The sequence below is a fragment of the Lysobacter yananisis genome (assembly GCF_031199375.1).
Lineage (GTDB): Bacteria > Pseudomonadota > Gammaproteobacteria > Xanthomonadales > Xanthomonadaceae > Lysobacter > Lysobacter yananisis.
Genome location: NZ_CP133568.1, coordinates 3,372,965 through 3,398,592 on the forward strand (window position 1 = coordinate 3,372,965; position 25,628 = coordinate 3,398,592).

Below are 25,628 nucleotides of genomic sequence, written 5' to 3' on the forward strand. Positions count from 1 at the left end.
ACCGCGCCCGCGACCCCCGCCGATTACGTCCTGTTGCCCGCCGATGCCTACCACGGCCTGCAAGCCTTCCGCGACGAACTGATCGGCATCGCCCAAACCATCGACCCCGCCACCCCATCGCCCGAAATCCGCAAACCCGAACAATCGCGCCGCCGCGCCCTGGCCCGCGTGTTCCGCCTCTGGGCCGATCAAGTCCACGGAAACCTCGAAACGATCCGCTCCGACTAAGCCCCTTCACCGCCCACCGGTCGCCGCCCGGCCGGCGGCGACCTTCGGCTCCGTCCAGATCGCAAGCGATTCGATCTCCCGCCAAAGCCTCGATGGCGCGAATGCGTGTCGCCACGGGGTGTATGTAACCCAATTCGCCTCGAACGAAAGCCGCCGAGTTTCAGCCTCGGCCCGCGCGATCCCGTCGCAAGCCCAAAACACCCGGCCGCAAGACCCACAGCGTTGCGAGTTCGAGTCCTGTTGCGTTGCGACCGGGACGAATCGCTTTACCCGCGACACTTTTCGAGCCAACCGCAAGATATTGGATCTTGCGTGCGCCCCGCAAAGCCTCGCGATCGCAAGTCCAGAACCCTTGCGCGCAAGCCAGCCGGCTTGCGCGCGAGTCGTCGTGGTTTGCGCCCGAGGCTCACAGCCCGGAGCGTCAGGCAAATTGTGTTGCGATTGGGATGCGGCGGCTTGCCACCTTTGCCATCGGCGGCGTCTCAGTCGCGTCAGCACTTGGGCATATTCTGAGGATATTCCATGGCAAAAGAGGAATGCTGAAGGGGTGCATGACGCAATGATCAGGCCGCATCCGTCCCACCTGGGGTTGAGTCTGGACGACGACCCGACGGAAGGTCTATCGCGAACTTGTAGGAAGTTCGACCACTGCGGAAGAACTTCAGCTGATTCGGCTACGGCTTCAGCGCCAGCATGCGTTGGGCTCTGATCGATTTCGCGAAATGATTGAAGCCCAACTGCAGCGGCGAGCGGGGCCGGCGACGATCGGCCGGCCGCGCAAGGTGTGTGCGTCCTATGAGGATGGGTGGAAAGTGCACTCTGACCCCTGTTTTCCTTTTGCCAAGTTTATTTTAAGGAGTGGGGTTTTCTGAAACAAAGACGGAGAGCCCGTCGATGATTTCCTCTTTCATTCCGACTGCCCAAAGGGAATTTTCCCCTCGCCCACTTCCTAAGGCCTGCTGCAACTGCTCAAGCTCACTGTCGCTGAGGATGACTTTGAAAGGCTCCAACAAGGTAGATACAGGTATCCCTAATTTCCAGGCTGAGTATTCGACGGCGCCAAGTCGGAGAGTGTTTTCACGATAGTCACCTTTCATTCCCTCCACTACATGCGCACAAACTGCGGACTTTAACCAGTCGGCTTGGCCGGTATTGATGCTTTTTTCCGCTGCTAGGACGCTCAGGTACATTAGCTTAAAGCCAAGTTTTGTATCTATTTTCTGTCGAAGCAGGAGCAGCTCTTCTCTTGTCATTTCCTGGACGCACATGGTGAGCGAACGCAGCATCTGTACTGGTTCATCAGTTTTCGGCCTGAACCGCAAACTGGTCGTCGCTAGGTCGTTTAGGATTTTCAACCCACTCAGCTCGCTCATTGCTCAGTCTCTCCATAGAACGGGTACCAGCTAACACCTCTAAGTGGAGAGTCTGGCGTATATGCAGGCTTGGGCAGCGGTGCGGCAACCGTTCCCTGGATGATTCGCGGCGGCGGTGGGTTGGATGGCGGAATCATGTAATCACCCTGTCTGGAATAGCCGGCTCCTCGTAACATTTTCAGCTCCCTCATGAATACCGTTGTTGGGTATAGCGGGTCGCCTGAGCGCAGGGTGTTGAAGCGTATTGGGGATGCCAAATAAAATTTTCTGCTCGCATCGATGCCTCCTTGCACCCATGCATCGTTGATCTGAGGATTCCACGCGGGCGCATTCAAGCGCTGCATGCCGAGTTCAGCTCCCACGGCTGTGTCTTCCAATCTCCCCATGACGATCTCGGTCGGGTCGGTACTCGTATCCTTATATACTTTCCAAGCGGACCTCGCCTCCAGCGAGCCCTTGAACGATTCAATCGGGTACGCGGCGAAGAACTCGTGACTAGTTTTTAGGACGGCACTATCTGCTCGCACAGGGAGTTGGAATCGAGCTGCGCTATACCCAGCGAAGAACTCCTTGACTTCAGTGCCGACAAGAGATGCTCTTAGCCCCAGTGCCGAAAGGCCGCCGACGACTACAGCCGTCTTCTTGTGTCCATCCGACCACAAATTAGTAGCTTCATACAAGCCATATCCAGCGGCCGCTAACGGACTCACTGCCATCAAAGTGCCGGCTTTCAACGGGCCGATGAAGAAGGTATTCACCATCTGCCACTGTCTGTCGTCCACGTGTTGCTTTACTTGGAAATAAGTGTAGCGGAGCTCGGCGTCGCGGCGCTCCTTCTGCTCCAACCAAGAGACCGGGAGCTCTCCGGTGCGTTCCGCATACTCGTACGCGAAGTCGTTTCTGGTTACACCATAACCGATGCCGCTGCCAAGATTCCGATAGTCCAGCGCGGTGAATGTTGCAGGCTCGGTCGCGCCCGGTGCCGTTACCGTCACCCTCTCTCCAATGTCGTGGGTTTGCTCTCCGTCAGTCAGGTCGAGATAACGAATTGCAGCCCCTTCGGGGGTTATGTCGTTATCCATTGGGCGCATGCCACGGCCGACGAGGTACGAATTTAGATCGGAAATGTATTGCTTGCCCTGCGACTGTCCATTCGCTCCGGCGCCATTTGCATGGGTGCCGAAGTCTTTCTGCGTTTTAGGTACAGCCGGTCGTGAATCTTGATCCACTTGCAGGGTTGCCGACGACGGCGTTCCGGAGGCAAAAGACAGGCCTGTTCCGAGGTCGAAGCCTCCTAGGCCTTCCCAGGGCATGAGGTCGGACTCGGGGGCGGGAATTAGCCCGCTACCTGTCGCGAAGGGGGACAGTGGAGTCCAACTTTCCTCAGCGGAAGCGGGGGGAGTATTGGATACGGTGTCACTAAGTCGGCTTCGGAGGGCAGCTGTAAGTCCATCCCTTGCAAAGTCGGTGATAGCCGATGTCGCAATGTCGCTCCAGTTGAATGGGATGTTCGAGACAAGCTTCCCGACCGCGCTGCGTACCAGACCATTGCTGATGGCAATGCCTGCAGTTGTTAACGGTTTTCCATCAGCGAACGCATCCGCTGTGGTTCCCCATTTCGTGGCAATGCCCGCCGAAATACCGGCGCTCAGCAAGTTGGCACCTAATTGGCGATTGCTCCAACTGACGTCGTATCCCGCCCATTTATTGAACTGATAGTTCGCTGCTGTGGTGGCGACAGTTTGCAGCGCTATCGAGGAAGCCGTGCTCAATCCGAGATAGCTGGCGTACTGCGAGATCCCGTTCGTCGCAGCAGCGGAGGCTGCCGACACCGCGATGCTCTTGTAGTCGATTCGGCCTGGCGCACCATGCGAGCCGGGATCGTAAACTGAGCGAGCCAGATCCGAACTGTTGCCGCCGAAGGGGTTGAGGCCCAAGCGTAAGGCTCTTCCCCAGTCGTACTGGCCGTTGAACATCAGCTGGCTCATCTGTCCCGCGTAGTTGCCGGCGGCGGCGCCGCCCGCTCCGCCTGCGAAGTAGCTGACGACCGCGGTGACGATGACGGAGATGACCTTCGACATCGCGCCGCACTTCGCGCCCGGCGCCGGCGGAATGTACGGTAATCCGGGCATAGTCGACCCAATCGCTTCCCCCGGATCGTACGGCTTGAACGTATTCGCATCGTTCCGACTCACATCCACCCGCGGCGCGGTCAGTTCCCGCCCTCCGCCGATCTCCTGATCCGGTTCGCCCAGCCCGTTCGCTTCGGCCAGCACGTACCACAGCAGGTCGTTGCCGTAGATGCGCTGGGCCAGGGTGCGCAGCGTTTCGCCGGCCAGGGCCACGACCTTGGCGCCGCCGGCCTGGTACATGCCGACGCCGTTGAGGCTGACGATGCGGCTGCCTTCGGTGATCTGGGCCATCTGCTGGCCGCCGGCGTAGGCGTAGAGGTAGTTCGGCTTGACCGCGCCGTCCTGGACGAACTGACCGTTCTTTATCGTGCCTTCGCGGCGCAGTTGCACCTGGCCGTCGCCGTTGTAGGCGTAGTAGCGCACGCGGTCGTCGATGCTACCGGTGCTCAGGCGGGTGGTTTCCTGTTGGGAAATCAGGCGGCCGAGCGCGTCGTAGGTCAGGGTGTTGGTGGTGGGACGCGCAACAACTGGCCACTGGCGTCGCGCACTTCCAGGCGGACGCGGTCGTTGCCGGCGATCCCGTCGCTCACGGCGCCGCCTTCGACGACGATCCGCACCGTGTTCGACGAGGCCAGGTAGCTCCATTGGCTGACGCTGCGCCGGACCTGTTCGGCGCCGTTGCCGGTCTTCTCGGCGACGATCTCCGACAGCAGGCGGCCGGCGCCGTCGTAGGCGTAACTGGTGGTCTGGACCACGTCGCGGGCATCGTCGACGGCGACGGTGGAGCTGCGCAGCACCCGGCGCTGCAGCAACTGGCCGTGGGCGTCGTAGCGGTACTGCACGAGCTCGGCGGCGTCGTTCTCCACGCCGTTGCCGGACGCGTCGACCTGGGCGTACGACTTGGTGCCGGCCAGCCGGCCCTTGAGGTCGTAGCTCGATTCCACCAGCGTGCCCTGCGCGCGTTGCGCGGCCGTGGCCCACGCGCTCAGCGCCGCCAGCGTGGCCGCGCCCGAGTACGCGGCGCCGAGGTACTGGCGCGCCTTCGCCACCTGGCCCGCGCCGGCGCCGACGGTTTCGTACTCGAACTCGCGCACCGCGCCGTCGGCGCCGACGACGAAGCGCAGGCGGTCCACGGTGTCGTAGACGTAGTACGTGGTCGAGCCACCGCTCGGTGCCTGCGTGGCGAGTTCGCGGTCCGGGTCCAGGCCGGTGTACACGGTCTGGCTGGCGAGCTGATTCGTCGCCGTCCAGGTGCGCTGGATCGCCGTCGCGGCCGTCCCGCTGGCCGGATCGACGGTGTCCCACTGCCACAGCGCGTTGCCGTTGGCGTCGTACTGGTAGACGGTCTCGGCCAGCACCGCGCTGCCGCGCACGCTCTTGATCCGCACCACGTTGCCGGCCGCGTCGTAGCTGTACTGAGTGAGCTCGCGCAGGCCGGCGACCGCGGGCGCGCGCACTTCGATCAACTGGCCCGCGGAGTCGTAGGCGTAACCCCACGAGCGCCCGGTCGAATCGGCGACCTCGGTGCTGCGGTTGGCGTCGTCGTAGCTGAAGGTCAGAGTCTGGCCGACCCCGTCGCTGTCGTCCGCGTTGGTATCGCCGCGAGTCAGCGTGCGCACCCGGCCCTGCGCGTCGTAGGTGTAGCTCACCACGGTGCCGTCGCTCTGGCGCACCTGGGCGATGCGCAGGCTGCTGGCGTCGGCGTAGGTGTAGACGGTGTGCAGCCAATAGCCGTCGTTGTTGGCGAAGTTGACGGCGTCCCAGCTGTCGCGATCCCCGGCCGGATCGTCGGGCGTCAGGTCGGTCAGCACCGAAGTCAGCCGGCCGGCGCTGTCGTAGCGGTAGAGCGTCTGCTCGCGCACCGTGCCGTCGCTGCGCGTGGACAGCGAGCTCAGCCGGCCGTTGCCGTCGTAGGCGTAAAGCAGTGCATCGGCGCTGCCGCTTTCGCCCGCGGCGATCTCGACGATGCGGCCGGCCGCGTCGTACAGCACGTTCCAGTAGATCGCCGTGGCCTGATCGGATTTCAGGTCGCGAATGCGGATCAGGCGGCCCTTGAGCGTGGCGTCGGCGTGGTTGGCGTAGCGCTCCGCGCGGCGGCTGCTGCCTTCGGTCCAGCCCCAGCTGTTGTCGCTGGTGTCGCGGACCAGGGTGTCGTGGGCGCCGTCGCCCGCGGTCGAACGGTACAGCTGGCCGGAGACGTGGACGAAGTCCTGGTACGCCCCATCGCCCGTATAGCGGCGCATCACGCTGCCGGCCGTATCGACGGCGCCGCCGACCAACTCCACCCGCCGCTCGAACCCGGTGATCCAGGCATCGGCGCCGCTGTCGGAGAGCTGGCCGCGGCTGTTGTAGGTCCGCACCGCCGCCATGCCGAGACCGCGGAAGGTCAGGAACTCGTCCTGGGTCCGCAGCACCAGATTGCCGGTCGCGATATTGACGTACTGCTCGTCCTGGCCCTGGCCGAGCCGCGCGCTGCCGCCCAGGCCGCGCCCGATCTGGCCCAGCGAGCCGTTGAACAGACCCAGACCGGTCCCCGAAACGATTGCCGACATGCCGTGTTGCTCCCTGTGGACGGCCTTCCCGCTTCGGAAGGCCCATATTGGGAGCTACTCGGCAGATTTTCGAAAAAGTTTAGCGAGCGGCTACCGATGCCCGTTGATGGGTCACATGCGGGTGCCTTTCATGTGCCATCTCACCACCGGATGCCGCCCTGTAGGAGCGGCGCAAGCCGCGACCGCGCACCAGCCCCCCACAGCGGAACCTGGCGACCGCGACGACACCCGCCTGCGGCCTTTACGCCCCGGTGTAGTACGGCAACGAATACCCGCACCGCGCCAGCGTCCGCTCGTAGACGCCAAGACACTCGCCCAGATGCTCGACCAGATCGGCGAGCGTGTCGTATTCGTCCTCGTGGGTCGCCGGATCCAGGCCGGCGAGCGCGTGCTGGGCCCGGCAATACATGGTGTACAGCGTGTCGCCTTGCAGCAGCACGCCGGGGAAGGCACGGGAAGACAGCTTGACGATGGCGCAATTGACGACGGGGTCGAGAGGACCTCGGCGGTGATCGGCGGGGTGTCGCCGTGCATGGGGGCGTCCCGTGGAGGGCCGCCGGGCGGCGGCATCGGGCCGAGACTAGCCGGCGGACGTTCTCAGGGCGCGGCGCCCGGCTGGTCCGCCGGGGGCAAGTCCGATCCGGCGACGGCCCGCACGGGCGCGGCGGTCGCCGGTCCAAGGCCTTGCCCCACAAGCGTTCCAGCCGAATCCCGGGGGCCGGGCGCGGGGTGTTCCGACCCGCCCGCGGCCGCCCGGCCGATGGCGGGGGGAGGGGCTATAATCCACTCTTAGGCCGTCCAAGAACGGCAGTCAGCAAGGAACCCCATGGCACGCGGCATCAATAAAGTCATCCTGGTCGGCAACCTCGGCAACGATCCGGAGACCAAGTACACCCAGGGCGGCATGGCCGTGACCACGATCAGCCTGGCCACCACCAGCGTCCGCAAGGACCGCGACGGCAACAACCAGGAACGCACCGAGTGGCACCGGGTGAAGCTGTTCGGCAAGCTCGGCGAGATCGCCGGCGAGTACCTGCGCAAGGGCCGCCAGGTCTACATCGAAGGCTCGATCCGCTACGACAAGTTCACCGGCCAGGACGGCGTCGAGAAGTACTTCACCGACATCATCGCCGACGAGATGCAGATGCTCGGTGGCGGCGGTGAGGGCGGCGGTGGCGGCGGTCGTTCGGAAGGCGGCGGCCGAGGCGAGTTCCGCGGCGGTGGTGGCGGTGGTGGCGGCGGCGAACGTCCGGCCCGTGCCGCGGGCGGCGGCGGTTATGGCGGCGGTGGCGGTGGCGGTGGCGGCGGCAGCGGCGGTGGTTACGGCGGCGGCCGCGACTCCGGTCAGCGCCGCGAGGCGCCGCCGGCGAAGTCGAACGATTTCGGCGACGATTTCGCGGACGACGATATTCCGTTCTGAGGTTTACATGGTTCGGATGTCGGGTTGTTGATGCTGTGTAATCGCCAGGTCGCAGCATAAAACAAGCTGTTTTTGAATAAAAAGAGCTGCCGCCGACCGTAAGGTCGGTGGCGGCTTTTTTTTGCGCTTGAAGCCTTCAAAAAAATCGCGTCGAGATTTGTCGGGTTTGTGCAGCCCCGGCGTTGGGTTGGGCCGTGAAGGTTCTCTCAAAGCAATCAATCGCAGCGCCATGGATAAAAGTTTTGCTTCTGGAATGACGCGGGCGGCAGGCATTCGTTAGCGCGCGATCAAGGCCGCGGCCCGACGGCGACGACGCGGCGCTAGCGCCGCGATGCCTAGCGTGGGGCGACGGCGCCGCGAGCCCCGGCCCGGCGCGCTGCCGGACCGCTCGCGCCGCGTTCCGGCCCCAGCGATGTGGAGGATGCGACATGCCGCGCTACGCCCCGATCTGCAATGCGGTCGCTTCGATCGCCGCCGCCGTTTCGCTGCGGCGCGCTCGGGCTTGGCCGGCCTGAGCGCCGGCGATCGCAACGGCACCGGCGCGCATGAGCCTGCACGAATACCGGCGCAAGCGGCGCTTCGACCGCACCCGCGAGCCCGAACCGGGCGCGCCGCCGCGCGGCGAGCGCGCGATTTTCGTCGTCCAGCTGCACCACGCCAGCCATCGCCACTACGACTTCCGCCTGCAGGTCGGCGACGCGCTCAAGAGCTGGGCGGTGCCCAAGGGGCCGTCCTACGATCCGGCGGTCAAGCGCATGGCGGTGGAAGTCGAGGACCACCCGCTCGGCTACGCCGGTTTCGAAGGCGAGATTCCCCACGGCGAATACGGCGGCGGCCACGTCGCGCGGTTCGACACCGGGGTGTGGGCGACCGACGGCGATCCGCAGGCGCAACTGGCCAAGGGCCACCTGCGCTTCGAACTGTTCGGACGCAAGCTAAAGGGCGGCTGGCACCTGGTGCGCTCGGGCAAGCCCGCGCGCCAGCCGCAATGGTTGTTGTTCAAGGACCGCGACGAATACGCCGGCACGCTCGAAGCCGACGACCTGCTCGCCGACGTCGCCTCGCCGCCGCCGGCCGACGCGCAGCGCGCCGGCCGCGGCAAGCCGCGCAAGCGCCGCCTGGCCGAAGTCGCGCCGGCGCGCAAGCGGCGCCGCGACTGGGCCGCGGCCGCGCGCAAGCTGCCCGGCGCGCGGCGGGCGCCGTTCGACGGCGGCGCGTTCGAGCTGCAGTTGGCACGCTTGGTCGAAGCGCCGCCTTCGGGCGAACAATGGCTGCACGAACTCAAATGGGACGGTTACCGCATCGGCGTCGGCGTGGCCGCCGGCCGCGCGCGGCTGTGGTCGCGCAACGCGCTGGAGTGGACCCGGAAGATTCCCGAAATCGCCGCCGCGGTCGAAGCGCTGGGCCTGGACTGCGCGGCGCTGGACGGCGAATTGATCGCCGGCCGCGGCGCGCGCGAGGACTTCAACCTGCTGCAGGCGACGCTGTCGGGCGAGAAACAGGGCGCGCTGTCGCTGGTGGTGTTCGACCTGCTGCACCTGGACGGCTGGGACCTCAGCGCCGCACCGCTGCTGCAACGCAAGGCGCTGCTGGAACAGCTGTTGCAGCGGGCCGGGCCGCATTTGCGCTACAGCTCGCACATCCTCGGCGACGGCGAGCGCGCCTACGCGCTGGCCGACGAACAGGGCTTCGAAGGCATCGTGTCCAAGCGCGCCGACCGCGCCCATCATCGCGGCCGCAGCGACGAATGGCGCAAGAGCAAGCGCCTGGCCAGCGACGAATTCGCCGTGGTCGGCTACACGCCGCCGAAGGGCGCGCGCAGCGGGTTCGGCGCGCTATTGCTGGCGCGGCCGGACCCGGCGCACGGCTGGTCCTACGCGGGCCGCGTCGGCAGCGGTTTTTCCGCCGACTTGCTGGCGCGGATCAGCAAGCGCCTGCCCAGGGGCGCCGCCGCGCCGACGGTGCACGTGCCGCCGCACGACACCGACCTGCGCGCGGCGCGCTGGTTCGCGCCGGCGTTGGTGGTCGAGGCGTTCTATCGCGGCGTCGGCGGCCACGGCCTGCTGCGGCAGGCCTCGTTCAAGACGTTGCGCGAGGACAAGACGCCCGACGCGCTGGCCGACGGCGACCGCGGTCCGGGCGCCGCGACCCGGCTCCACTCCGACTCCGAACCGCCACCGAAGCGAACCGCCATGACCCGCAAGGCCGCCAAAGCCAGCGCCGGCAAGGCCAAAGCCGGCAAGACGCGCACCGGCAAGTCCCAGGCTGCCGCCGACCTCGACGACTTCCGCCTCACCAGCCCCGAACGCGTGGTCTATCCCGACATCGGCGCGAGCAAGCGCGACGTCGCCGCCTACTATCTGGCGATGGCCGACTGGCTGTTGCCGGACATCGTCGACCGGCCGCTGTCGATCGTGCGCTGCACCCAGGGCGCGGCGCGGCCGTGCTTCTTCCAGAAGCACCACACCGCCGGGCTAGACGACGTGGACAGCGTCAGCCTGGAAGAGGAATCGGGCCAGCGCGCCGATTACCTGGTGGTGCGCGATCTGGCCGGACTGATGAACCTGGTCCAGTTCAACGCGCTGGAGTTCCATCCGTGGGGCGCGAAGGCGCAGCGGCCCGATCGCGCCGACCGCATCGTGTTCGATCTCGACCCCGGCAGCGGCGTGCCCTGGACGGAGGTGATCGCCGCCGCGCGCCAGTTGCGCTCGCTGCTGGCCAAGCTGGAACTGCAGTCGTTCGTGCGCACCTCCGGCGGCAAGGGCCTGCATGTGGTGGTGCCGCTGAACCCCGGCTGCGATTGGGACCTGGTCAAACCGTTCGCGCACAGCTTTGCCGAGACCTTGGCGCAGATGGAGCCGCTCAGGTACATCGCCACCGCGACCAAGAAATTCCGCAACGGCAAGATCTTCGTCGACTACCTGCGCAACGGCCGCGGCGCCACCAGCGTGGCCTCGTTCTCGCTGCGCGCGCGCGAGGGCGCGCCGGTGGCGATGCCGCTGCGCTGGGAGGAACTGGGCCGGGTCAAGAGCGGCCACGCGTTCGACATCCGCTCCGCGCAGGCGCGGGTCAAGCGCCTGCGCCGGCATCCATGGGCGGGGATCGACGCGGTACGCCAGGACCTGGACCGCCTGGCCGAACGCCTGCAGCGGCTGCGGCCGGACGATTGAGCGCACTCGCGTTTTCACCGCGATTGAACCCGGGCCGGCGCACAGTCCGGCCACTTCACCGCCCACTGTCAGGAGTCCGCACCATGGCGCGCCCGATCTGGACCGGCACGATCTCCTTCGGCCTGCTCAACATCCCGGTCAAGCTGATGGCTGGCGAGCGCCGGGTCGACCTGCATTTCCGCATGCTCGACAGCCGCAACAAGGCGCCGATCCGCTACGAGCGGGTCAACGAGGAGACCGGCGAGGAAGTGCCGTGGAAGGAGATCGTCAAGGCCTTCGAATACGACAAGGGCAGTTACGTGGTGCTGGAAGCGGCCGACATCGCGGCCGCCGCGCCGGACCACACCGAAACCGTCGACATCGACGCCTTCGTCGATGCGGCCCAGATCGGCAGCGAGTACTACGACAAGCCCTACATCCTCGAGCCCGGCAAGAAGGCCGAAAAGGGCTATGTGCTGCTGCGCGAGGTGCTGGAGAAAACCGGCAAGGTCGGCATCGGCCGGGTGGTCATCCGCACCCGCGAGTACCTGGCCGCGCTGGCGCCCAAGGGCAATGCGCTGGTCCTGCTGATCCTGCGCTACGCCCAGGAACTGGTCGACCCGGAAGACTACAAGCTGCCCGAAGGCGGCCTGGCGAAATGGAAGATCTCCGCGCGCGAGGTGGAGATGGCGCAGCAGTTGATCGAATCCATGACCGCGCCGTGGAAACCCGAATCCTACAAGGACGACTTCCGCCAGCGCCTGCACAAGGTCATCGAGCAACGGGTCAAGGCCAAGAAGGTGGTGCGCGGCAAGCAGGCCGACGAGTCGAAGCTTCCGGAGAACGCCGCGACCAACGTCATCGACTTCGCCGAGCTGCTCAAGCGCAGCCTGGCGAAGAAAGGCGCCGCAGCGCCGGCCAAGGCAGCCGGCAAGCGCGCGGCCAAGACCGCCAAGGCCGCGAAGAAGAAGCCGGCCAAGCCGGCGGCGCGTTCGCGGGCGACCAAGCGCGCCTGACCGGGCGGCGGCGCGCCATCGACGGGACTCGGCGCAACCGATCGCGCCCGGGTTGGCCACCGGCCGTGCGAGCGCGGGGTTTGCGCCCTCTTCGCGCGGCTCAGGCGCGCCGTTAACGCCGCCGCTGCCAGTCTCGTGGTGTCCGCTTCAGACCCATCCCACCACGCGCCCAGGCAGCCTGGACATGCGATAGAGCCGTCTGCCGGCGCTTTCAGGAGAACGACATGACCGATTCCCAAGCGCTGGAACGCAAACTGTGGAAGCACCTGCACGACGACCGCACGATCATGCTGGGCGTCGAAGGCGAAAACGGCCACAGCCGGCCGATGACCGCGCTGGCCGAGGGCGACCGTTCGCCGCTGTGGATCTTCACTGCGCGCGACAACGAACTGGTCCGCCGCCTGGAGCGGCCGGCCCGCGCCGTCGCGGCGTTCGTGGCGAAGGACCACTCTGTGTTCGCGAGCATCGAGGGCGAGTTGCACCTGGACATCGATCGCGCCGTGATCGACCGTTTGTGGAACCCGTTCATCGCGGCCTGGTACGAGGGCGGCAAGGACGACCCGAACCTGGCGTTGCTGCGGTTCGATGCGAGCAGCGCGGAGGTCTGGTTGAACGAAAACAGCCTGCTCGCCGGCATGAAGCTGCTGCTGGGCATGGATCCCAAGCGCGAATACGCCGACAAGGTCGGCGAAGTGGATCTGAAGCGCTGAGGCGGCCGCGCGTGCTGACCACGCCGGACGGACGCTACATCGTGGTCAAAGGCCGGCTGTGGCGGGCGACGTCGCCGCATCTGTCGGTAGCGCAGAAGACGCAGGCGGTCGGCGATCTGATGGCGGCCCGGCGCGCGGTCGCCGCCGCGGCGGGGCGGGCCGACGCGCTGCGCGAAGCGCGCCGGCGCGTCGATCAGGCCAAGCGCGCGCTCGGCGAGCGCGGCCCGGTGTGGTGGACCGACGGAGCGCCCGACTACAACCGGCGCGCGATCCAGCGCAGCCCTTACGCAGCCTGGTATGCCGCAACCAGTGCGGGCGAGGGCGGGGGCGAGGGCGACGCGCCCGGCGGGGACGGCGAGCGCTGAAACCCGGCCATCCTCGCGGCGTGCGGGGACCGCCATGCGCCGCGGCGCCGGTCGCCGGCGCCGCAACGCGATCGTCCTGTCTGGATCAGCGGGCGCGCAGGCCCATCGACATCCTGCCGGCCGGGACCGGCGCCAGCGCCGCGGTCGCAGGCCGGCTCCTGCTTTGCTCCCAGATGCGCACCCACACGATGGCGACGATTTCGCGCGCCTGGCTCCAGCTCAGGCGCGATTCGTTGCCGGTACGTTGGTAACGGGTCTCCAGTTCCTCGACCATTTCGGTCAGGTCGCGGCCATTGGCCTTGAGGCAGGCATCGATGCCGAGCTTCAGCGCCGGCTTGACCTCATCCCAGCGTAGCGACCGGCAATGCGGCAATTCGCGAAAGCCGGAACGCCAATGCGCCAGTTCGGCGTCGGCGTCCACTACCAATGCGATTTCTTGCGTGGTCTCGAAAGCTTGCATACCCATCGTGAGCGTTCCTTAGCGTTGAAGAGGATGTCCCCCAGGTGGGCGACCGTAAGCAGCGCGAAGTCGCCGAAACGTGAATAAAGCGGCATTCGCGCGCGACGATTTTTCATTCGCCGCTGGCGCTTAACCGTTCAGCGCCGAAGTAGGAAGCCGCTCACGCTGGCGGCTTGCCCGGTCGGTTGCCGTCCGCGTTCGAATGGCGAAAACGCGAACCGCCCGCAGCCCGGGCGCCCGGGCGGTTTCGACGAAGAATGTGCGGTCGACAAGATCGACGGGCCGTGCGCTAGCCGGCGGTGTCCGCCGCGGGCGCGTACAGTCGCTGGCACAGCGGGCAGAAGAACGCGCGCCGTTTGTAGCGCCCGAGATGCTTGCGAAAGCTCAGCCGGGCGCCGTCGCGCGGGCAGTGGGTCTTGGTGTGTACCTGCAGGTGCCGCTTGAGCTCGTAAGCCTTCTTCCAGCGATAGAAGTCGAAGCTGTAATCGCGGGCCTGGGCGATCAGCTCGCCGAGCTTGCGCGGCGGCAGCGCGCCTACCGGGCTCTCGGGATGCAGGCGTATCCGGTGCAAGACCTCGTTCTTGATGATGTTGCCGACACCGGAAAACACGTTCTGGTCCAGCAACGCATCGGCGGCCAGCGCCTGCGGCATCTGCTTGAGCTTCGCGCGCGCGGACTTCGGGTCCCAATGCGGGTTCATGACGTCGGCCGACCAGTCGTAGACCTCGTCCAGCGGCGTTTCGATGAACTTGACCGAACACGCGTAGAAATTCAGCTCGTCGCCGCCGGCGAATCGCAGGCTCAGGCGCGGCGCGGCCTCGCGCCGTTCGTTGATGCGGTAGCTGCCGTACAGCATGAGGTGCACGCGCAGGCTGAAACCGGAGAACTCGAGCAGGAAATGCTTGCCCCAGGAGCGGATCGCGCGGATTCTGCGGCCGCGCATCCGCTGGATGTCCTGGGTGCTGTTGCCGGCCACGCACTCCACCACGCGCCCGTCGAACGCCGCGGCTTCTTCTTTCAGGATGACGATCGTGGGGCCTTCAGGCATGGGCCAAGCACCTGCGCGGGGCGTGCGTCCAGGGTCGGCGCAGCCGACCGCGCACGCCGGCCGCGCCGCGCGGTGTCAGGCCAGGGTCCGCAGCGTCGGCTCGCGGTCCCACTGGCGGTTCTTGGCCAGCTTGACGAAGGCGTCCGCGTGTTGCGCGGCGACCACGCCGGCATCGGCCTCGATGCCCGTGGCGCGCAACAGCGCACGTCCGCCCGCATCGACCGCGAATGCCTTGAGGTGGCCGAATGCGTCGCGGACGAAATCCAGCGCCGCCGCTTCGCTCGCCAGGCGTTCCGCGGCCGCGTCCGAGAGCACCACCGCAACCGCGTCGAAGATCAGCGACGGCGTTCCCGCAAGCTGGCCGTCGGCCGGTAGCGAACGGCCATTGCTGAGCTTGGCCCCGGCCAGCTTCGGCGCGACGATCTTGAACTGGGCGCCGGCCGCTTCCACCGCCTCGCGCAAGGCCGCGATCAGGGGCTCGTCCGAGCCTTCGTCCACCAGCGCGCCGACGCAGCGTCCGGCGAGGGTGTCCTTGCGTTTGCCGATCAATTGCAGCATCGGCGACAGCGGCAGGTCGACCGGCTCCACGGCGGCCGGCGGCGCGGGCGGCAGCCGTTGCAGGCCCAGTCCGTCGGCCACGCGCCGGGCCAGGTCGGGATCGACGTGGCGCAGATGTCCGACGATGGCCTCGCGCACGTGCGGCGTCTGCACCTTCGACAGCTCGAACACCAGGGCCGAGACCAGGTGCGCCTGCTCGGGCGGGGTCTGGCTGCGGAAGAACAGCCGCGCCTGACTGTAATGGTCGGCGAAGCTGGCGGGGCGCACGCGTCCTTTGACGCCGTCGTCGGCGGCGATCGCCGCGCTGCGGAAGCCCGACGGCGTCGCCCGCGGCGAAGTCGGGTCCAGCGAACTGGGCTCGTAGTTGACCCGGCCCTTGGGCACGCCCATCTGCATATGGCCATCGCGCTGCAGGTTCGCGAACGGGCACTTGGGCGCATTGATCGGCAGTTGGTGGAAGTTGGGCGAGCCCAGGCGCGAGAGCTGGGTGTCCAGGTAAGAGAACAGACGCCCCTGCAGCAGCGGATCGTTGGAAAAATCGATGCCCGGAACCACGTGCGAGGGGCAGAAGGCGACCTGCTCGGTTTCGGCGAAGAAATTGTCCGGCCAGCGGTCCAGCACCATGCGGCCGATCACGGTCAGGCCGATGGTTTCCTCGGGAATGAGCTTGGTCGGGTCCAGATGGTCGAACGGCAGCGCATCGGCCTGTTCCTGGTCGAACAGCTGCACCGCCAACTCCCACTCGGGGTAATCGCCGCGTTCGATGGCTTCGAACAGGTCGCGCCGGTGGAAGTCGGGATCGGCGCCGGCGAGCTTGACCGCCTCGTCCCACAGCGTGGACTGCAGGCCGAGCTTGGGCCGCCAATGGAACTTGACGAAGGTGGACCGCCCCTTCGCGTCCACCAGCCGGAAGCTGTGCACGCCGAAGCCTTCGATCATGCGCAACGAGCGCGGGATGGCGCGGTCGGACATCGCCCACATGATCATGTGCATCGCTTCGGGCGTCAGCGAGATGAAGTCCCAGAACGTGTCGTGGGCGCTGGCGGCCTGGGGAAACCCGCGGTCGGGCTCCATCTTGACCGAGTGCACCACGTCCGGGAATTTCATCGCATCCTGGATGAAGAACACCGGGATGTTGTTGCCGACCAGATCCCAGTTGCCTTGCTGGGTGTAGAACTTGACCGCGAACCCACGCACATCGCGTGGGGTATCGATCGAGCCGGCGCCGCCGGCCACGGTGGAAAAACGCACGAACACCGGAGTGCGCTCGCCGACTTCGGTCAGGATTCGCGCGGTAGTGTGCTTCTTGAGCGAACGGGTCAGCTCGAAATAGCCGTGCGCAGCCGAACCGCGCGCGTGGACGATGCGCTCGGGAATGCGCTCGTGGTCGAAATGGGTGATCTTCTCGCGAAGAATGAAGTCTTCCAGCAGGGTCGGGCCGCGCTCGGTCGCGCGCAGCGAGTTCTGGTTGTCCGACAACGGCACGCCTTGATTGGTGGTCAAGGTCTGGTGTTCGCCAGCGGCTTGCTGGTGCAGTTCGTCGCCGGTGCCGCGCAAATCAGCGCGCGAATCAGCGCGCTTGCCGGCGGCGGGGCGGCGATCCGGCGCTTTCGTCGCGCCGTGCGTCGCGGTCGATCGTGCGGCGTTCGCGTCTGCGGGGGGGCGCTCGCCCGTCTTGCTTGCGGCGCTGCGGTTGCGTGGCGTGGAGCGGGATTTGCTGGCCATGGGGACGATCCTGTAGCGGCTGGCGATGAGCGGGCTCCAGCGACCGGCGGAGCCCCGGATTCCGACAGGGGCGCCCGATTCCGGGCGCGGCGCGCGTTCGCCACGACGCCGCGCACGCACGAACCCACGAGCGTGTACGCGCGGCGTAGCGAGGCGACGAATATCGGATGCTTATCCAGACAGTGCGGGCTGATCGGTTAACGATGCGTCGGCGATGCGTCGGCGAAAACTCACGGCCGTACAACGAATCGCGGCCGGATCGAATGTAGTCAGGTGCAGCGCACATGCACTGGCCGTTCGAGTACGAACAGGGCAGCGAGGATCCGTCGGCGGGTTGGCGGCGACGTGAGCAGGGGTAGCGCTATCGCGAGACCGCGGACATGCGCATCGATCGCCGCTGCCGCAACGCAGGCGTCGGCGGATATGCCGGTGCGGCGTGGACCGCGAGGGCCGGCCATCTCAAGCGCGCGTGGCGCATGCTTCCGTGGCAGCGGCTGGTCCGTGGGGCGTCGACTGCGCCGGCCGCGCCCATTGCGCTCACGGTTCTTTGCGCGGCGGGCGTCGCCCGTGCCCGTCGATGACGATTTCGCCGTCCTCTTTGGCGAACGGGGCGGCGATCGGCGGCAGCAGCGCGAGCACCGCTTCCGAAGGCCGGCACAGGCGGATGCCCAGATCGGTCTGCACGAAGGGGCGGTTGATCAGGATCGGATGGGCGAGCATCGCATCGATCAGGGCCGCGTCGGTCGCGTCGGGGTCGTCCAGACCGAGTTCGAAATACGACGTGCCCTTGGTGCGGATCGCCTCGCGCACGCTCAGCCCGGCGCCCGCGATCAGTTCGAGCAGGCGGCCGCGTTCGGGCGGATGGCGCAGATACTCGATCACCTGCGGCTCGATGCCGGCATGGCGGATCAGCGCCAGCGTATTGCGCGAGGTCCCGCAGTCGGGGTTGTGATAGATGACGGCGCGCATACGAGCCTCAGGTGCAAGCGCCCGCGCAGCAGGCGGTTTTGGCGGTCGGTGCGGGAGCGGATGCAGGCAGGGTCGTTGCGTTCGCCGCGGTCGCTTCGATGGCGCCCGCCGCGGCGGCGAGCCGATGCGCGGCCGCGTCGTTCTTTCGCTCGCTGTAGCGATCGGTGAGGTAATCGCTGTGGCCGCGGGTGAGCAGGGTGAACTTGACCAGTTCCTCCATCACGTCCACCACCCGGTCGTAGTAGGACGAAGGCTTCATTCGCCCGTCCTCGTCGAACTCCTGCCACGCCTTCGCCACCGACGATTGGTTCGGCACGACGATCATGCGCATCCAGCGCCCGAGCACGCGCAAGGCGTTGACCACGTTGAACGATTGCGATCCGCCGCAGACTTGCATCACCGCCAGGGTGCGGCCCTGGGTCGGGCGCACGCTGCCGTCTTCCAGCGGCAGCCAGTCGATCTGGTTCTTGAACACGGCGGTGACGGCGCCGTGCCGCTCCGGGCTGACCCAGACCTGGCCTTCGGACCACCGCGACAGCTCGCGCAGCTCCTGCACCCTGGGATGGCTGGCCGCGACGCTGTCGAGCATCGGCAATTCGTGCGGATCGAACACGCGTGCGTCGGCGCCGAAGCGTTGCAGCAGCCGCTGCGCCTCCAACGCCAGCTTGCGGCTGTAGGACTGCGGCCGCAGCGAGCCGTACAGGATCAGGATGCGCGGCGCGTGCGCGGCGGCGCCGAGGCGGGCGGGCTCGGGGATCTGCAGCGCGGCGGGGTCGAGCAGGGGCAGGGGCGGCGGGGTCATGGCGGATTGCTCGCGGTCTGTTGTTCTACTATTCTAGAAATATGGAAATATTGAACGCAAGCCGGTCGCTGGCCGCGCTGGGCCACGCTTCGCGCCTGGCGATCTTCAGGCAGTTGGTGGAAGCCGGGCACGGCGGCCGCATGGCCGGCGAACTGGCGCAGGCGCTGTCGATGCCTGGCGCCACGCTGTCGTTCCATCTCAAGGAACTGGTCGCCGCGGGGTTGATCCTCGGCGAAGCGCGAGGCCGTTACGTCAATTACCGCGCCGATTTTTCCGCGATGAACGAGCTGATCGCCTTCCTCACCCGCAACTGTTGCGCGGGCGATGCGCAAGGTTGCGGGACCGCGGCGCCGGCGCGCCCGCCGCGTCGGGCGGCGGCCGCGAAAGCGCGGTCGCAGCGCTGAACCGGGCCGGCGCGGCATCGCCGCGGGCCGCGGTGCGGTCGTTCGGGCGCCGGCTGGCATAGTATCGAGCGAGGACGGGCGTCCGCCGCCCGCGACCGGCACGATCGCCAGGGAGGTGTTGCATGACGCGTCATCGATCCGTCCGCCGTCGGTGGCGGGTACTGGCGGCGGCGCTGTGCGCCGGCCTGTTCGCCAGCCTGTTCGCCAGCCTGTTCGCCGCATCCGCTTCGGCGAGCGGCGACTTCCCGGACGATGTGCTCGGCAAGAACCAGCGCCTGGCCACGCCGGTCGACACGGTGTGGTCCGGGCATCCGGTCGGCTTCGCCCTGGTCACCACGCAGACGTTCCAGCTCGCGGCCTATTACAACGGCGTCGACCGGCACATCACGCTCGCGGCCCGCGATCTCGATTCGGACACCTGGTTCCGCACCACGTTGAGCGACACCCGCGCGGTCGGCTGGGACAGCCACAACTATCTGGCGATGAAGATCGATTCGGCCGGTTACGTGCACTTGTCGGGCAACATGCACTACTCCAATACGATGATCTATTACCGCTCCGCGCAGCCGATGACGGCGGCTGCGCAGATGAGCGCGGGCTTCATGCAGCGGGTTGCGAGCGTGCTGAACCCCGCGCAGGAAACCCGTTTGACCTATCCGACCTTTCTGACCGGTCCGAACGGCGAGTTCCTGTTTTCCTATCGCAACCACAGCGACGACAGCCTCAAGGCCGGAAGCCTGTACCTGGCGCGCTACGACGCCGCGACCCGCACCTTTTCCTCGGCGACCGGAGGCCCCGCGCTGTTTTCGTGGAGCGGCGCGTACAGCGCCTATCCCGAATGCGTCGTCCACGGCGGCTACCTGCATTGCTTCTTCATGTGGCGCGGGCTGACCGACAAGGGCGACATCGGTCTGGCCGAAGACAACTATCGGCTGTCCTACATGCGCACCGCCGATCTGGCGAATTGGACCGACGCGTTCGGTCGATCCGTGGCGTTGCCGGTGACGCCGGCCACGACGCTGACGACGGTCGACGACATCCCGCGCAAGGGCGGCCTCGCCAACGGCCAGCCGGCGCTGTCGTTCGATCGCAACGGCGTGCCGATGCTCGCGTACCACAAGTACGACGCCGGCGGAAAATCGCAGATCCATGTCGCGCGGCCGGTCGCAGCGACCGGCGCCTGGCGCAGCGTGCAGTTGACCCGTTCGGTCTCGCGCTGGCAGTTCAGCGGCGGCGGCACGATCAGTAGCGAAGCCAACAAGGCCGACAACAGTTTCGCCACGGACGATCCGCTGGACGGCGTGAGCACGGTCGACGTGCAGATCGAGACATCGAACGGTAAGGATCCGAGCAGCGGCCCGTACATCATCGACGACACGACCCTGACCCCTTTGTTTTCGCCGCCGGGCTCGACTTTGATCTACACCGCGCCCAACACCCCGTTGTGCGTCAGCGGACCGGCCACCGGCGACAGCAACGATTCCGCCAGCACCTACCAAACGCCGGAGCCGACCCCGGCCAAGATGCTGGTGCGGCGCAGCCCCATCGTCTATCCGCCGCCGGTCGAAGTGCACAACTACCCGGTCCTGTCGAGGCTCCACTACTACCTGCGTTGGGAAACGCTACCGTCGAACGGCGATAGAACCAGGAAGACGCAAGACGGCGCGGAAATCCTGCCGCCCGCTTCGGATCTTCTGCTGTACCGGACCGCGTGCGAGTTTCCGCGGCCGACGGCGTCGGGCCGGGTCGCGCCGACGGTGAACGCCGGCAACGAGGTGCTGGGTTTCATGTTCAAACCCTCGGCGGCGACCCTGTCCGGCAGCATGACGCGGCGGACGGACGCGGGCGCCTTCGGCGATCATCTGGTCAGTACCGCCGGCTATGCGCCGGCCAATGTCGCCAGTTGGACGTTCGACATCGCCTCGGGCCAAAAAGGCGACTACGCCCTGGGCGGCGCCGCGTTCGCGCGATCGGCCAACGACGACAGCTTCTATGTCCAGATCGACGGCGGGCCGCTGCTGGACTGGCACCTGACCGGCCGCAACGTCTGGAACTACGAACCGGTCAGCGCCGGCCCCACCCATGCCGCGACCGCGTTCGCGCTGTCAGGCGACGCGACCCACACCTTGCGCGTGTATGCGCGCGAACCGGGGGCGAAGCTCGAATACCTGTGGCTGAGCAAGGTCGGCCGGAACAAGTTGCCGCCCAGCTACGGCGCCAGCGAGATCGCCGACGGTTTCGTCGAGACGCCCGACATCCGCGCGGTGTCGGGCCACGCGGTCGGCTTGCCGCAGGGCAGTGCGGCCAACACCGGCGTGGCCAGTTATCGCCTGCCGGTTCCGGTGCGCGGCTGCTATGCGCTGCTGGGCAGGACCCAGGCGCCGAACCCGTCGGCCGACAGCTTCTATCTGTCCTATCAGCGGCCGCAGGATTCGGCCTACGCTCCGGCGCAGACCTGGAACCTGCCCAACGGCGCGGAGTGGACCTGGCGCACCGCGCAAGGCGGCGACAACCTGTTGCTGGAACCCGGCGCGCTGGCCTTGAAGCTCGCCGGGCGGGAAAGCGGTGCGCGGCTGGACGCTTTCATGTTGATGTTCAAGCGCCCGGTCGGCGCCGGCGGCGCTTGCGATTGAGCGCCGCGACATAGCGCGGGTGAAGCGAGGCCGCGCGAGTCTCGGCGGACATGTCGCGAAGCCGCCGACGCGCCGCCGTCGTCCCGCCGCCGCGCTTCAGTCGCGCTGCGCCTCCGCTTGCGCATCGTGCACGACGATCAGCACCTGCGCCTGTTGCGCGCCGGCGCTGCGGACCCGGTGCGGGATCTGCGCGTCGAAATAGAGGCTGTCGCCGGACGCGCGCATCGCCGCGGCCACGCGGCTGCCGATCATGGCCTACAACAATCCGGCCACCAGCGGCATCGACATGTCGCCGGAGCTGATGATCCGCATGGTCCGCGAGATCGACAACGTCTGCATGATCAAGGGGAGCTCGGGCGACATCCAGCGCATGCACCGCATCCACGAGCTGTCGGGCGGCACGGTGCCGTTCTTCAACGGCAGCAATCCGCTGGCGCTGGAGGCGTTCGCCGCCGGCGCGACCGGTTGGTGCACCGCCGCCGCCTGCCTGATCCCCGAGCAGACCCTGAGCCTGTACGCCGCGGTGCGCTCCGGCAATCTGGCCGCGGCGCGCCAGACGTTCTACCGGCAACTGCCGCTGTTGCAGTTCATCCTCAAGGGCGGGCTGCCGAAAACGGTCAAGGCCGGATTGCAATTGCAGGGGCTCGACGTGGGCGCGCCGCGGCATCCGGTGCTGCCGCTGGACGAGGCCGGATGCCGCGCGCTGGCGACGATCCTGGGCCAGGTCGCGTCCGGCGAGGCGCGTTCGGCGGCGTGAAAGGGCACGGCGCGATGCCGCGTCGACGTCGTTGGGTCCACACTATGCGCCCCCGATGCAACGCGCTGTCGCGCCACCGCCCATGGCCTCCAATTCCCGTTCCCCGCAAACCGGCGACGCCGCCTTCGTCCGCGTGCGCGGCGCCCGCGAACACAACCTCAAGGACGTCGACGTGCGCATCCCGCGCGACGCGTTCGTGGTGTTCTCCGGCGTGTCCGGCTCGGGCAAGTCCTCGCTCGCCTTCGGCACGCTGTTCGCCGAGGCCCAGCGCCGTTACCTGGAATCGCTGTCGCCATATGCGCGGCGGCTGATCGATCAGGTCGGCGTGCCCGACGTCGACGAGATCCAGGGCCTGCCGCCGGCGGTCGCGCTGCAACAACAGCGCGGCACGCCGAACGTCCGCTCCACGGTCGGTAGCGTCACCACGCTGTCGAGCCTGCTGCGCATGCTGTACTCGCGCGCCGGCACCTATCCGGCGAACCAGCCGATGCTGTACGCCGAGGACTTCTCGCCCAATACGCCGCAGGGCGCGTGTCCGAACTGCCATGGCTTGGGCTTCGTCTACGAAGTGACCGAGCGCTCGATGGTGCCGGACCCGTCGCTGAGCATCCGCGAACGCGCGATCGCCTCGTGGCCGCCGGCGTGGCACGGGCAGAACCTGCGCGACATCCTGGTGACGCTGGGCTACGACGTCGACATCCCCTGGCGCGAACTGCCGAAGAAAGACCGCGACTGGATCCTCTATACCGAAGAGCAGCCGGTCGCGCCGGTCTACGCCGGCATGACCCCGGCGCAGACCCGCGCCGCGCTGCGGCGCAAGGCCGAGCCCAGCTACATGGGCACCTTCACCGGCGCGCGCCGCTACATCCTGCACACCTTCGCCACCACCCAGAGCGCGCTGATGAAGAAGCGCGTGGCCCGCTTCATGACCGGCGCGGCCTGCCCGGTGTGCGACGGGCGCCGGTTGAAACCCGAAGCGCTGTCGGTGACCTTCGCCGGCCTCGACATCGGCAGCCTGTCGCGGCTGTCGTTGAACGCGATCGCGCAGACCCTGGCGCCGGCCGCGGCCGGTCGTTTCGACGCGCCGGCGCGCGGCGCCACCCGCAGCCGCGCCGCCAGCCGCGGCGACACCGCGCGCCGCGTCGCCCGCGGCGGTTCCGCCCATGCCGGCGGCACCGACGTGCGCCGCACGCCGGACCTGTCCGAGGAAAAGCGCATCGCCGCGCAACGCATCGCCCACGATCTGGTCGAGCGCATCGCCGCGCTGCAGGCGCTGGGCCTGGGCTACCTCGCGCTCGACCGGACCACGCCGACGCTGTCGCCCGGCGAATTGCAGCGGCTGCGTCTGGCGACCCAGATCCGCTCCAATCTGTTCGGCGTGGTCTATGTGCTCGACGAACCCTCCGCCGGCCTGCACCCGGCCGACAGCGAAGCGCTGCACCACGCGCTGGACCAGCTCAAGGGCACCGGCAACTCGGTGTTCGTGGTCGAGCACGATCTGGAGATGATGCGGCGCGCCGACTGGATCGTCGACGTCGGCCCCGGCGCGGGCGAGGAGGGCGGGCAAGTGCTCTACAGCGGCCCGCCGGATGGCCTGCGCAAGGTCGCGAACTCGCAGACCGCGCGTTATCTGTTCGGCGAACGAACCCGCGAGCGCGGCCAGGCGCGGCGCGCGCCGGCGCAATGGCTGGAACTGCACGCCATCCACCGCAACAACCTGCACGGCATCGACGCGCGCATCCCGCTCGGCGTGCTGACCGCCGTCACCGGCGTATCGGGTTCGGGCAAATCCAGCCTGATCAGCCAGGCCCTGGTCGAACTGATGGGCGCGCGCCTGGGCCACGAGCCCGAAGACGAAGCCAGCGACGACGGCCCGCCGCAACCCAGCGAAGTGCGCCCCACCGCCGGGCGCCTGGGCCGCGGCGCCGACGCGATCAAGCGCCTGGTCAACGTCGACCAGAAACCGATCGGCCGCACCCCGCGCTCCAACCTCGCCACCTACACCGGCCTGTTCGATCCAGTGCGCAAGCTGTTTGCCCAGACCCAACTGGCCAAGTCGCGTCGCTACGACGCCGGCCGGTTTTCCTTCAACGTCGCCAAGGGCCGCTGCGAAACCTGCGAAGGCGAAGGTTTCGTCCAGGTCGAACTGCTGTTCATGCCGACCGTCTACGCCCCGTGCCCGACCTGCCACGGCCAGCGCTACAACGAAAAAACCCTGGAAGTGACCTGGCGCGAACGCAACATCGCGCAAGTGCTGGCGATGACCGTGGCCGAAGCGCTGGCGTTCTTCCACGACGAAGACAGCATCGCCCGCCCGCTGACCGTGCTGCGCGACATCGGCCTGGGCTACCTGCGCCTGGGCCAACCGGCGACCGAACTCTCCGGCGGCGAAGCCCAACGCATCAAGCTCGCGACCGAACTGCACCGCAGCCAGCGCGGCCATACCTTGTACGTGCTCGACGAACCGACCACCGGCCTGCATGCGGCGGACGTCGACAAGCTGATGGCGCAACTGCACGGCTTGGTCGACGGCGGCAACACCGTGGTGGTGATCGAGCACGAGATGCGGGTGGTGGCCGATAGCGATTGGGTGATCGATATGGGGCCGGGCGCGGGCGAGGAGGGTGGGGCGATCGTGGCGGCTGGGGTGCCTGAGGAGGTTGCGCGGATCGGCGCCAGTCGGACGGGGCCTTACTTGCTGCGTGCGACGGGGTGAGGGTGGGGCGCCGGCTGAAATCGCGGGAGGTGGCGCTGTTCTTCGCTGACCATCATTTGGAGTTCTGCGAGGTCCGAGCGCTGGGTGTCGGGCGCGACCGGCGACTCGATTTTTTTTGTCTCATGCGCAAGCGCTTGATCGTGTGGGCAAATGTATGTCGGGAGGCAGTGCCTGGAGTCGATCGGTGTAGGCTTGATGGGCGTTCGCAAAACTCGAATCGAGATAGGGGAAGTTGATTATGGATGACACGAAATGGAGAGGGCCGATGATTCTGCTTCTCTACACGCTCAATTTTGTACGGTCTTGGGATGATCAGTACGCCAAAACTCTGCATATGGTCAAAACCGGATCTGGCATCATCTATTCTCCGGAGGAGTTGAAGTTTGCCATAGAGGAAGCGCTTCGATCTTCGGAAGACCTGCAGGCTTGGGGGCGATTGCCGCATTCAGACGAGGTTCTTCGGGACTTTTTCTCCAGGATTTTGCGGGGCCTTTCGAACTGATTATTTGAGCCGTCTTGATTCTGCAGGCGTTGCTAGCGGCAGTATGGCGTGGCGAACCCGAATCCGGCCTTCTCCTATACTCGGATCCGATCCTCATTCGGGCGTTCCT

At 67.1% G+C, this 25,628-nt stretch carries 22 protein-coding genes; 11 read left to right on the forward strand and 11 right to left on the reverse strand.

Going from position 1 to position 25,628, the window contains the following annotated elements; translation table 11 throughout:
- The first annotated feature begins 33 nt into the window (after positions 1-33).
- Entirely contained in the window at positions 34-228 is a 195-nt protein-coding gene (locus RDV84_RS14295) for an XAC0095 family protein (RefSeq protein ID WP_309150718.1), read from the forward strand.
- Between the two features lie 851 nt (positions 229-1,079).
- On the opposite strand, the gene RDV84_RS14300 is transcribed toward RDV84_RS14295, so the two are convergent.
- The 4 genes from RDV84_RS14300 to RDV84_RS14315 form a co-directional block, all read right to left on the reverse strand.
- The gene (locus tag RDV84_RS14300) at positions 1,080-1,601 is read right to left on the reverse strand and encodes a hypothetical protein (RefSeq protein ID WP_309150719.1); all 522 of its coding nucleotides are present in this window, start codon (positions 1,599-1,601) and stop codon (positions 1,080-1,082) included.
- The gene (locus RDV84_RS14305) at positions 1,598-4,156 is read right to left on the reverse strand and encodes a hypothetical protein (protein WP_309150720.1); all 2,559 of its coding nucleotides are present in this window, start codon (positions 4,154-4,156) and stop codon (positions 1,598-1,600) included. The genes RDV84_RS14300 and RDV84_RS14305 overlap by 4 nt, the downstream gene beginning before the upstream one ends.
- A 74-nt stretch (positions 4,157-4,230) precedes the next feature.
- Positions 4,231-6,285, reverse strand: coding sequence for a hypothetical protein (locus tag RDV84_RS14310; RefSeq protein WP_309150721.1), 2,055 nt, complete (start codon positions 6,283-6,285; stop codon positions 4,231-4,233).
- Between the two features lie 241 nt (positions 6,286-6,526).
- Positions 6,527-6,757, reverse strand: coding sequence for a DUF6959 family protein (locus RDV84_RS14315; protein WP_425606387.1), 231 nt, complete (start codon positions 6,755-6,757; stop codon positions 6,527-6,529).
- 354 nt (positions 6,758-7,111) lie between these two features.
- On the opposite strand from RDV84_RS14315, the gene ssb reads away from it, so the two are divergent.
- Positions 7,112-7,705 (forward strand): single-stranded DNA-binding protein, encoded by a 594-nt coding sequence (gene ssb, locus RDV84_RS14320; protein WP_309150723.1) that lies wholly within the window; start codon positions 7,112-7,114, stop codon positions 7,703-7,705.
- Between the two features lie 3 nt (positions 7,706-7,708).
- Here ssb and RDV84_RS14325 read toward each other — a convergent pair whose 3' ends face one another.
- Complete coding sequence (locus RDV84_RS14325) at positions 7,709-7,978, reverse strand: hypothetical protein (RefSeq protein ID WP_309150724.1); 270 nt, start codon at positions 7,976-7,978, stop codon at positions 7,709-7,711.
- Positions 7,979-8,250: 272 nt separating this feature from the next.
- Between RDV84_RS14325 and ligD the strand changes: the two genes are divergently transcribed.
- The 4 genes from ligD (at position 8,251) to RDV84_RS14345 (ending at position 12,945) form a co-directional block, all read left to right on the forward strand.
- A complete protein-coding gene (gene ligD, locus RDV84_RS14330) occupies positions 8,251-10,875 on the forward strand; it encodes a DNA ligase D (protein ID WP_309150725.1) in 2,625 nt (874 codons plus the stop codon).
- Positions 10,876-10,958: 83 nt separating this feature from the next.
- On the forward strand, positions 10,959-11,870 hold the full coding sequence (gene ku / locus RDV84_RS14335; protein WP_057948480.1) for a non-homologous end joining protein Ku: 912 nt from the start codon (positions 10,959-10,961) through the stop codon (positions 11,868-11,870).
- Positions 11,871-12,094: 224 nt separating this feature from the next.
- Complete coding sequence (locus RDV84_RS14340) at positions 12,095-12,580, forward strand: pyridoxamine 5'-phosphate oxidase family protein (RefSeq protein ID WP_057948479.1); 486 nt, start codon at positions 12,095-12,097, stop codon at positions 12,578-12,580.
- A gap of 11 nt (positions 12,581-12,591) precedes the next feature.
- Complete coding sequence (locus RDV84_RS14345; RefSeq protein WP_309150726.1) at positions 12,592-12,945, forward strand: hypothetical protein; 354 nt, start codon at positions 12,592-12,594, stop codon at positions 12,943-12,945.
- Positions 12,946-13,030: 85 nt separating this feature from the next.
- Here the strand turns inward: RDV84_RS14345 and RDV84_RS14350 are convergent, their stop codons facing one another.
- The 5 genes from RDV84_RS14350 to arsH all read right to left on the reverse strand — a co-directional run bounded on the left by RDV84_RS14350 (position 13,031) and on the right by arsH (position 18,507).
- Positions 13,031-13,411, reverse strand: a complete 381-nt coding sequence (locus tag RDV84_RS14350; RefSeq protein WP_250449490.1) for a hypothetical protein — start codon at positions 13,409-13,411, stop codon at positions 13,031-13,033.
- 283 nt (positions 13,412-13,694) lie between these two features.
- Complete coding sequence (locus RDV84_RS14355; RefSeq protein WP_309150727.1) at positions 13,695-14,453, reverse strand: DNA-formamidopyrimidine glycosylase family protein; 759 nt, start codon at positions 14,451-14,453, stop codon at positions 13,695-13,697.
- 75 nt (positions 14,454-14,528) lie between these two features.
- Positions 14,529-16,568 (reverse strand): catalase, encoded by a 2,040-nt coding sequence (locus RDV84_RS14360; protein ID WP_309150728.1) that lies wholly within the window; start codon positions 16,566-16,568, stop codon positions 14,529-14,531.
- Between the two features lie 705 nt (positions 16,569-17,273).
- The gene (gene arsC / locus RDV84_RS14365) at positions 17,274-17,705 is read right to left on the reverse strand and encodes an arsenate reductase (glutaredoxin) (protein ID WP_309150729.1); all 432 of its coding nucleotides are present in this window, start codon (positions 17,703-17,705) and stop codon (positions 17,274-17,276) included.
- 7 nt (positions 17,706-17,712) lie between these two features.
- Positions 17,713-18,507, reverse strand: coding sequence for an arsenical resistance protein ArsH (gene arsH, locus RDV84_RS14370; protein WP_309150730.1), 795 nt, complete (start codon positions 18,505-18,507; stop codon positions 17,713-17,715).
- Positions 18,508-18,548: 41 nt separating this feature from the next.
- Here arsH and RDV84_RS14375 point away from each other — a divergent pair, with 41 nt between their 5' ends.
- On the forward strand, positions 18,549-18,911 hold the full coding sequence (locus tag RDV84_RS14375; RefSeq protein WP_057948474.1) for an ArsR/SmtB family transcription factor: 363 nt from the start codon (positions 18,549-18,551) through the stop codon (positions 18,909-18,911).
- 122 nt (positions 18,912-19,033) lie between these two features.
- Positions 19,034-21,544 (forward strand): BNR repeat-containing protein, encoded by a 2,511-nt coding sequence (locus RDV84_RS14380; protein WP_309150731.1) that lies wholly within the window; start codon positions 19,034-19,036, stop codon positions 21,542-21,544.
- Positions 21,545-21,640: 96 nt separating this feature from the next.
- On the opposite strand, the gene RDV84_RS14385 is transcribed toward RDV84_RS14380, so the two are convergent.
- Positions 21,641-21,796, reverse strand: a complete 156-nt coding sequence (locus RDV84_RS14385) for a cupin domain-containing protein (protein ID WP_309150732.1) — start codon at positions 21,794-21,796, stop codon at positions 21,641-21,643.
- Between RDV84_RS14385 and RDV84_RS14390 the strand changes: the two genes are divergently transcribed.
- The 3 genes from RDV84_RS14390 to RDV84_RS14400 all read left to right on the forward strand — a co-directional run bounded on the left by RDV84_RS14390 (position 21,795) and on the right by RDV84_RS14400 (position 25,519).
- Positions 21,795-22,301 carry a dihydrodipicolinate synthase family protein gene (locus RDV84_RS14390; protein ID WP_309150733.1) on the forward strand — a complete coding sequence of 169 codons (507 nt, stop codon included), beginning with the start codon at positions 21,795-21,797 and terminating at the stop codon, positions 22,299-22,301. The two genes, RDV84_RS14385 and RDV84_RS14390, sit on opposite strands and share 2 nt — an antisense overlap.
- Before the next feature lie 82 nt (positions 22,302-22,383).
- Complete coding sequence (uvrA, locus tag RDV84_RS14395) at positions 22,384-25,017, forward strand: excinuclease ABC subunit UvrA (protein ID WP_309150734.1); 2,634 nt, start codon at positions 22,384-22,386, stop codon at positions 25,015-25,017.
- Positions 25,018-25,282: 265 nt separating this feature from the next.
- On the forward strand, positions 25,283-25,519 hold the full coding sequence (locus tag RDV84_RS14400) for a hypothetical protein (RefSeq protein ID WP_250449499.1): 237 nt from the start codon (positions 25,283-25,285) through the stop codon (positions 25,517-25,519).
- The last annotated feature ends 109 nt before the right edge of the window (positions 25,520-25,628 follow it).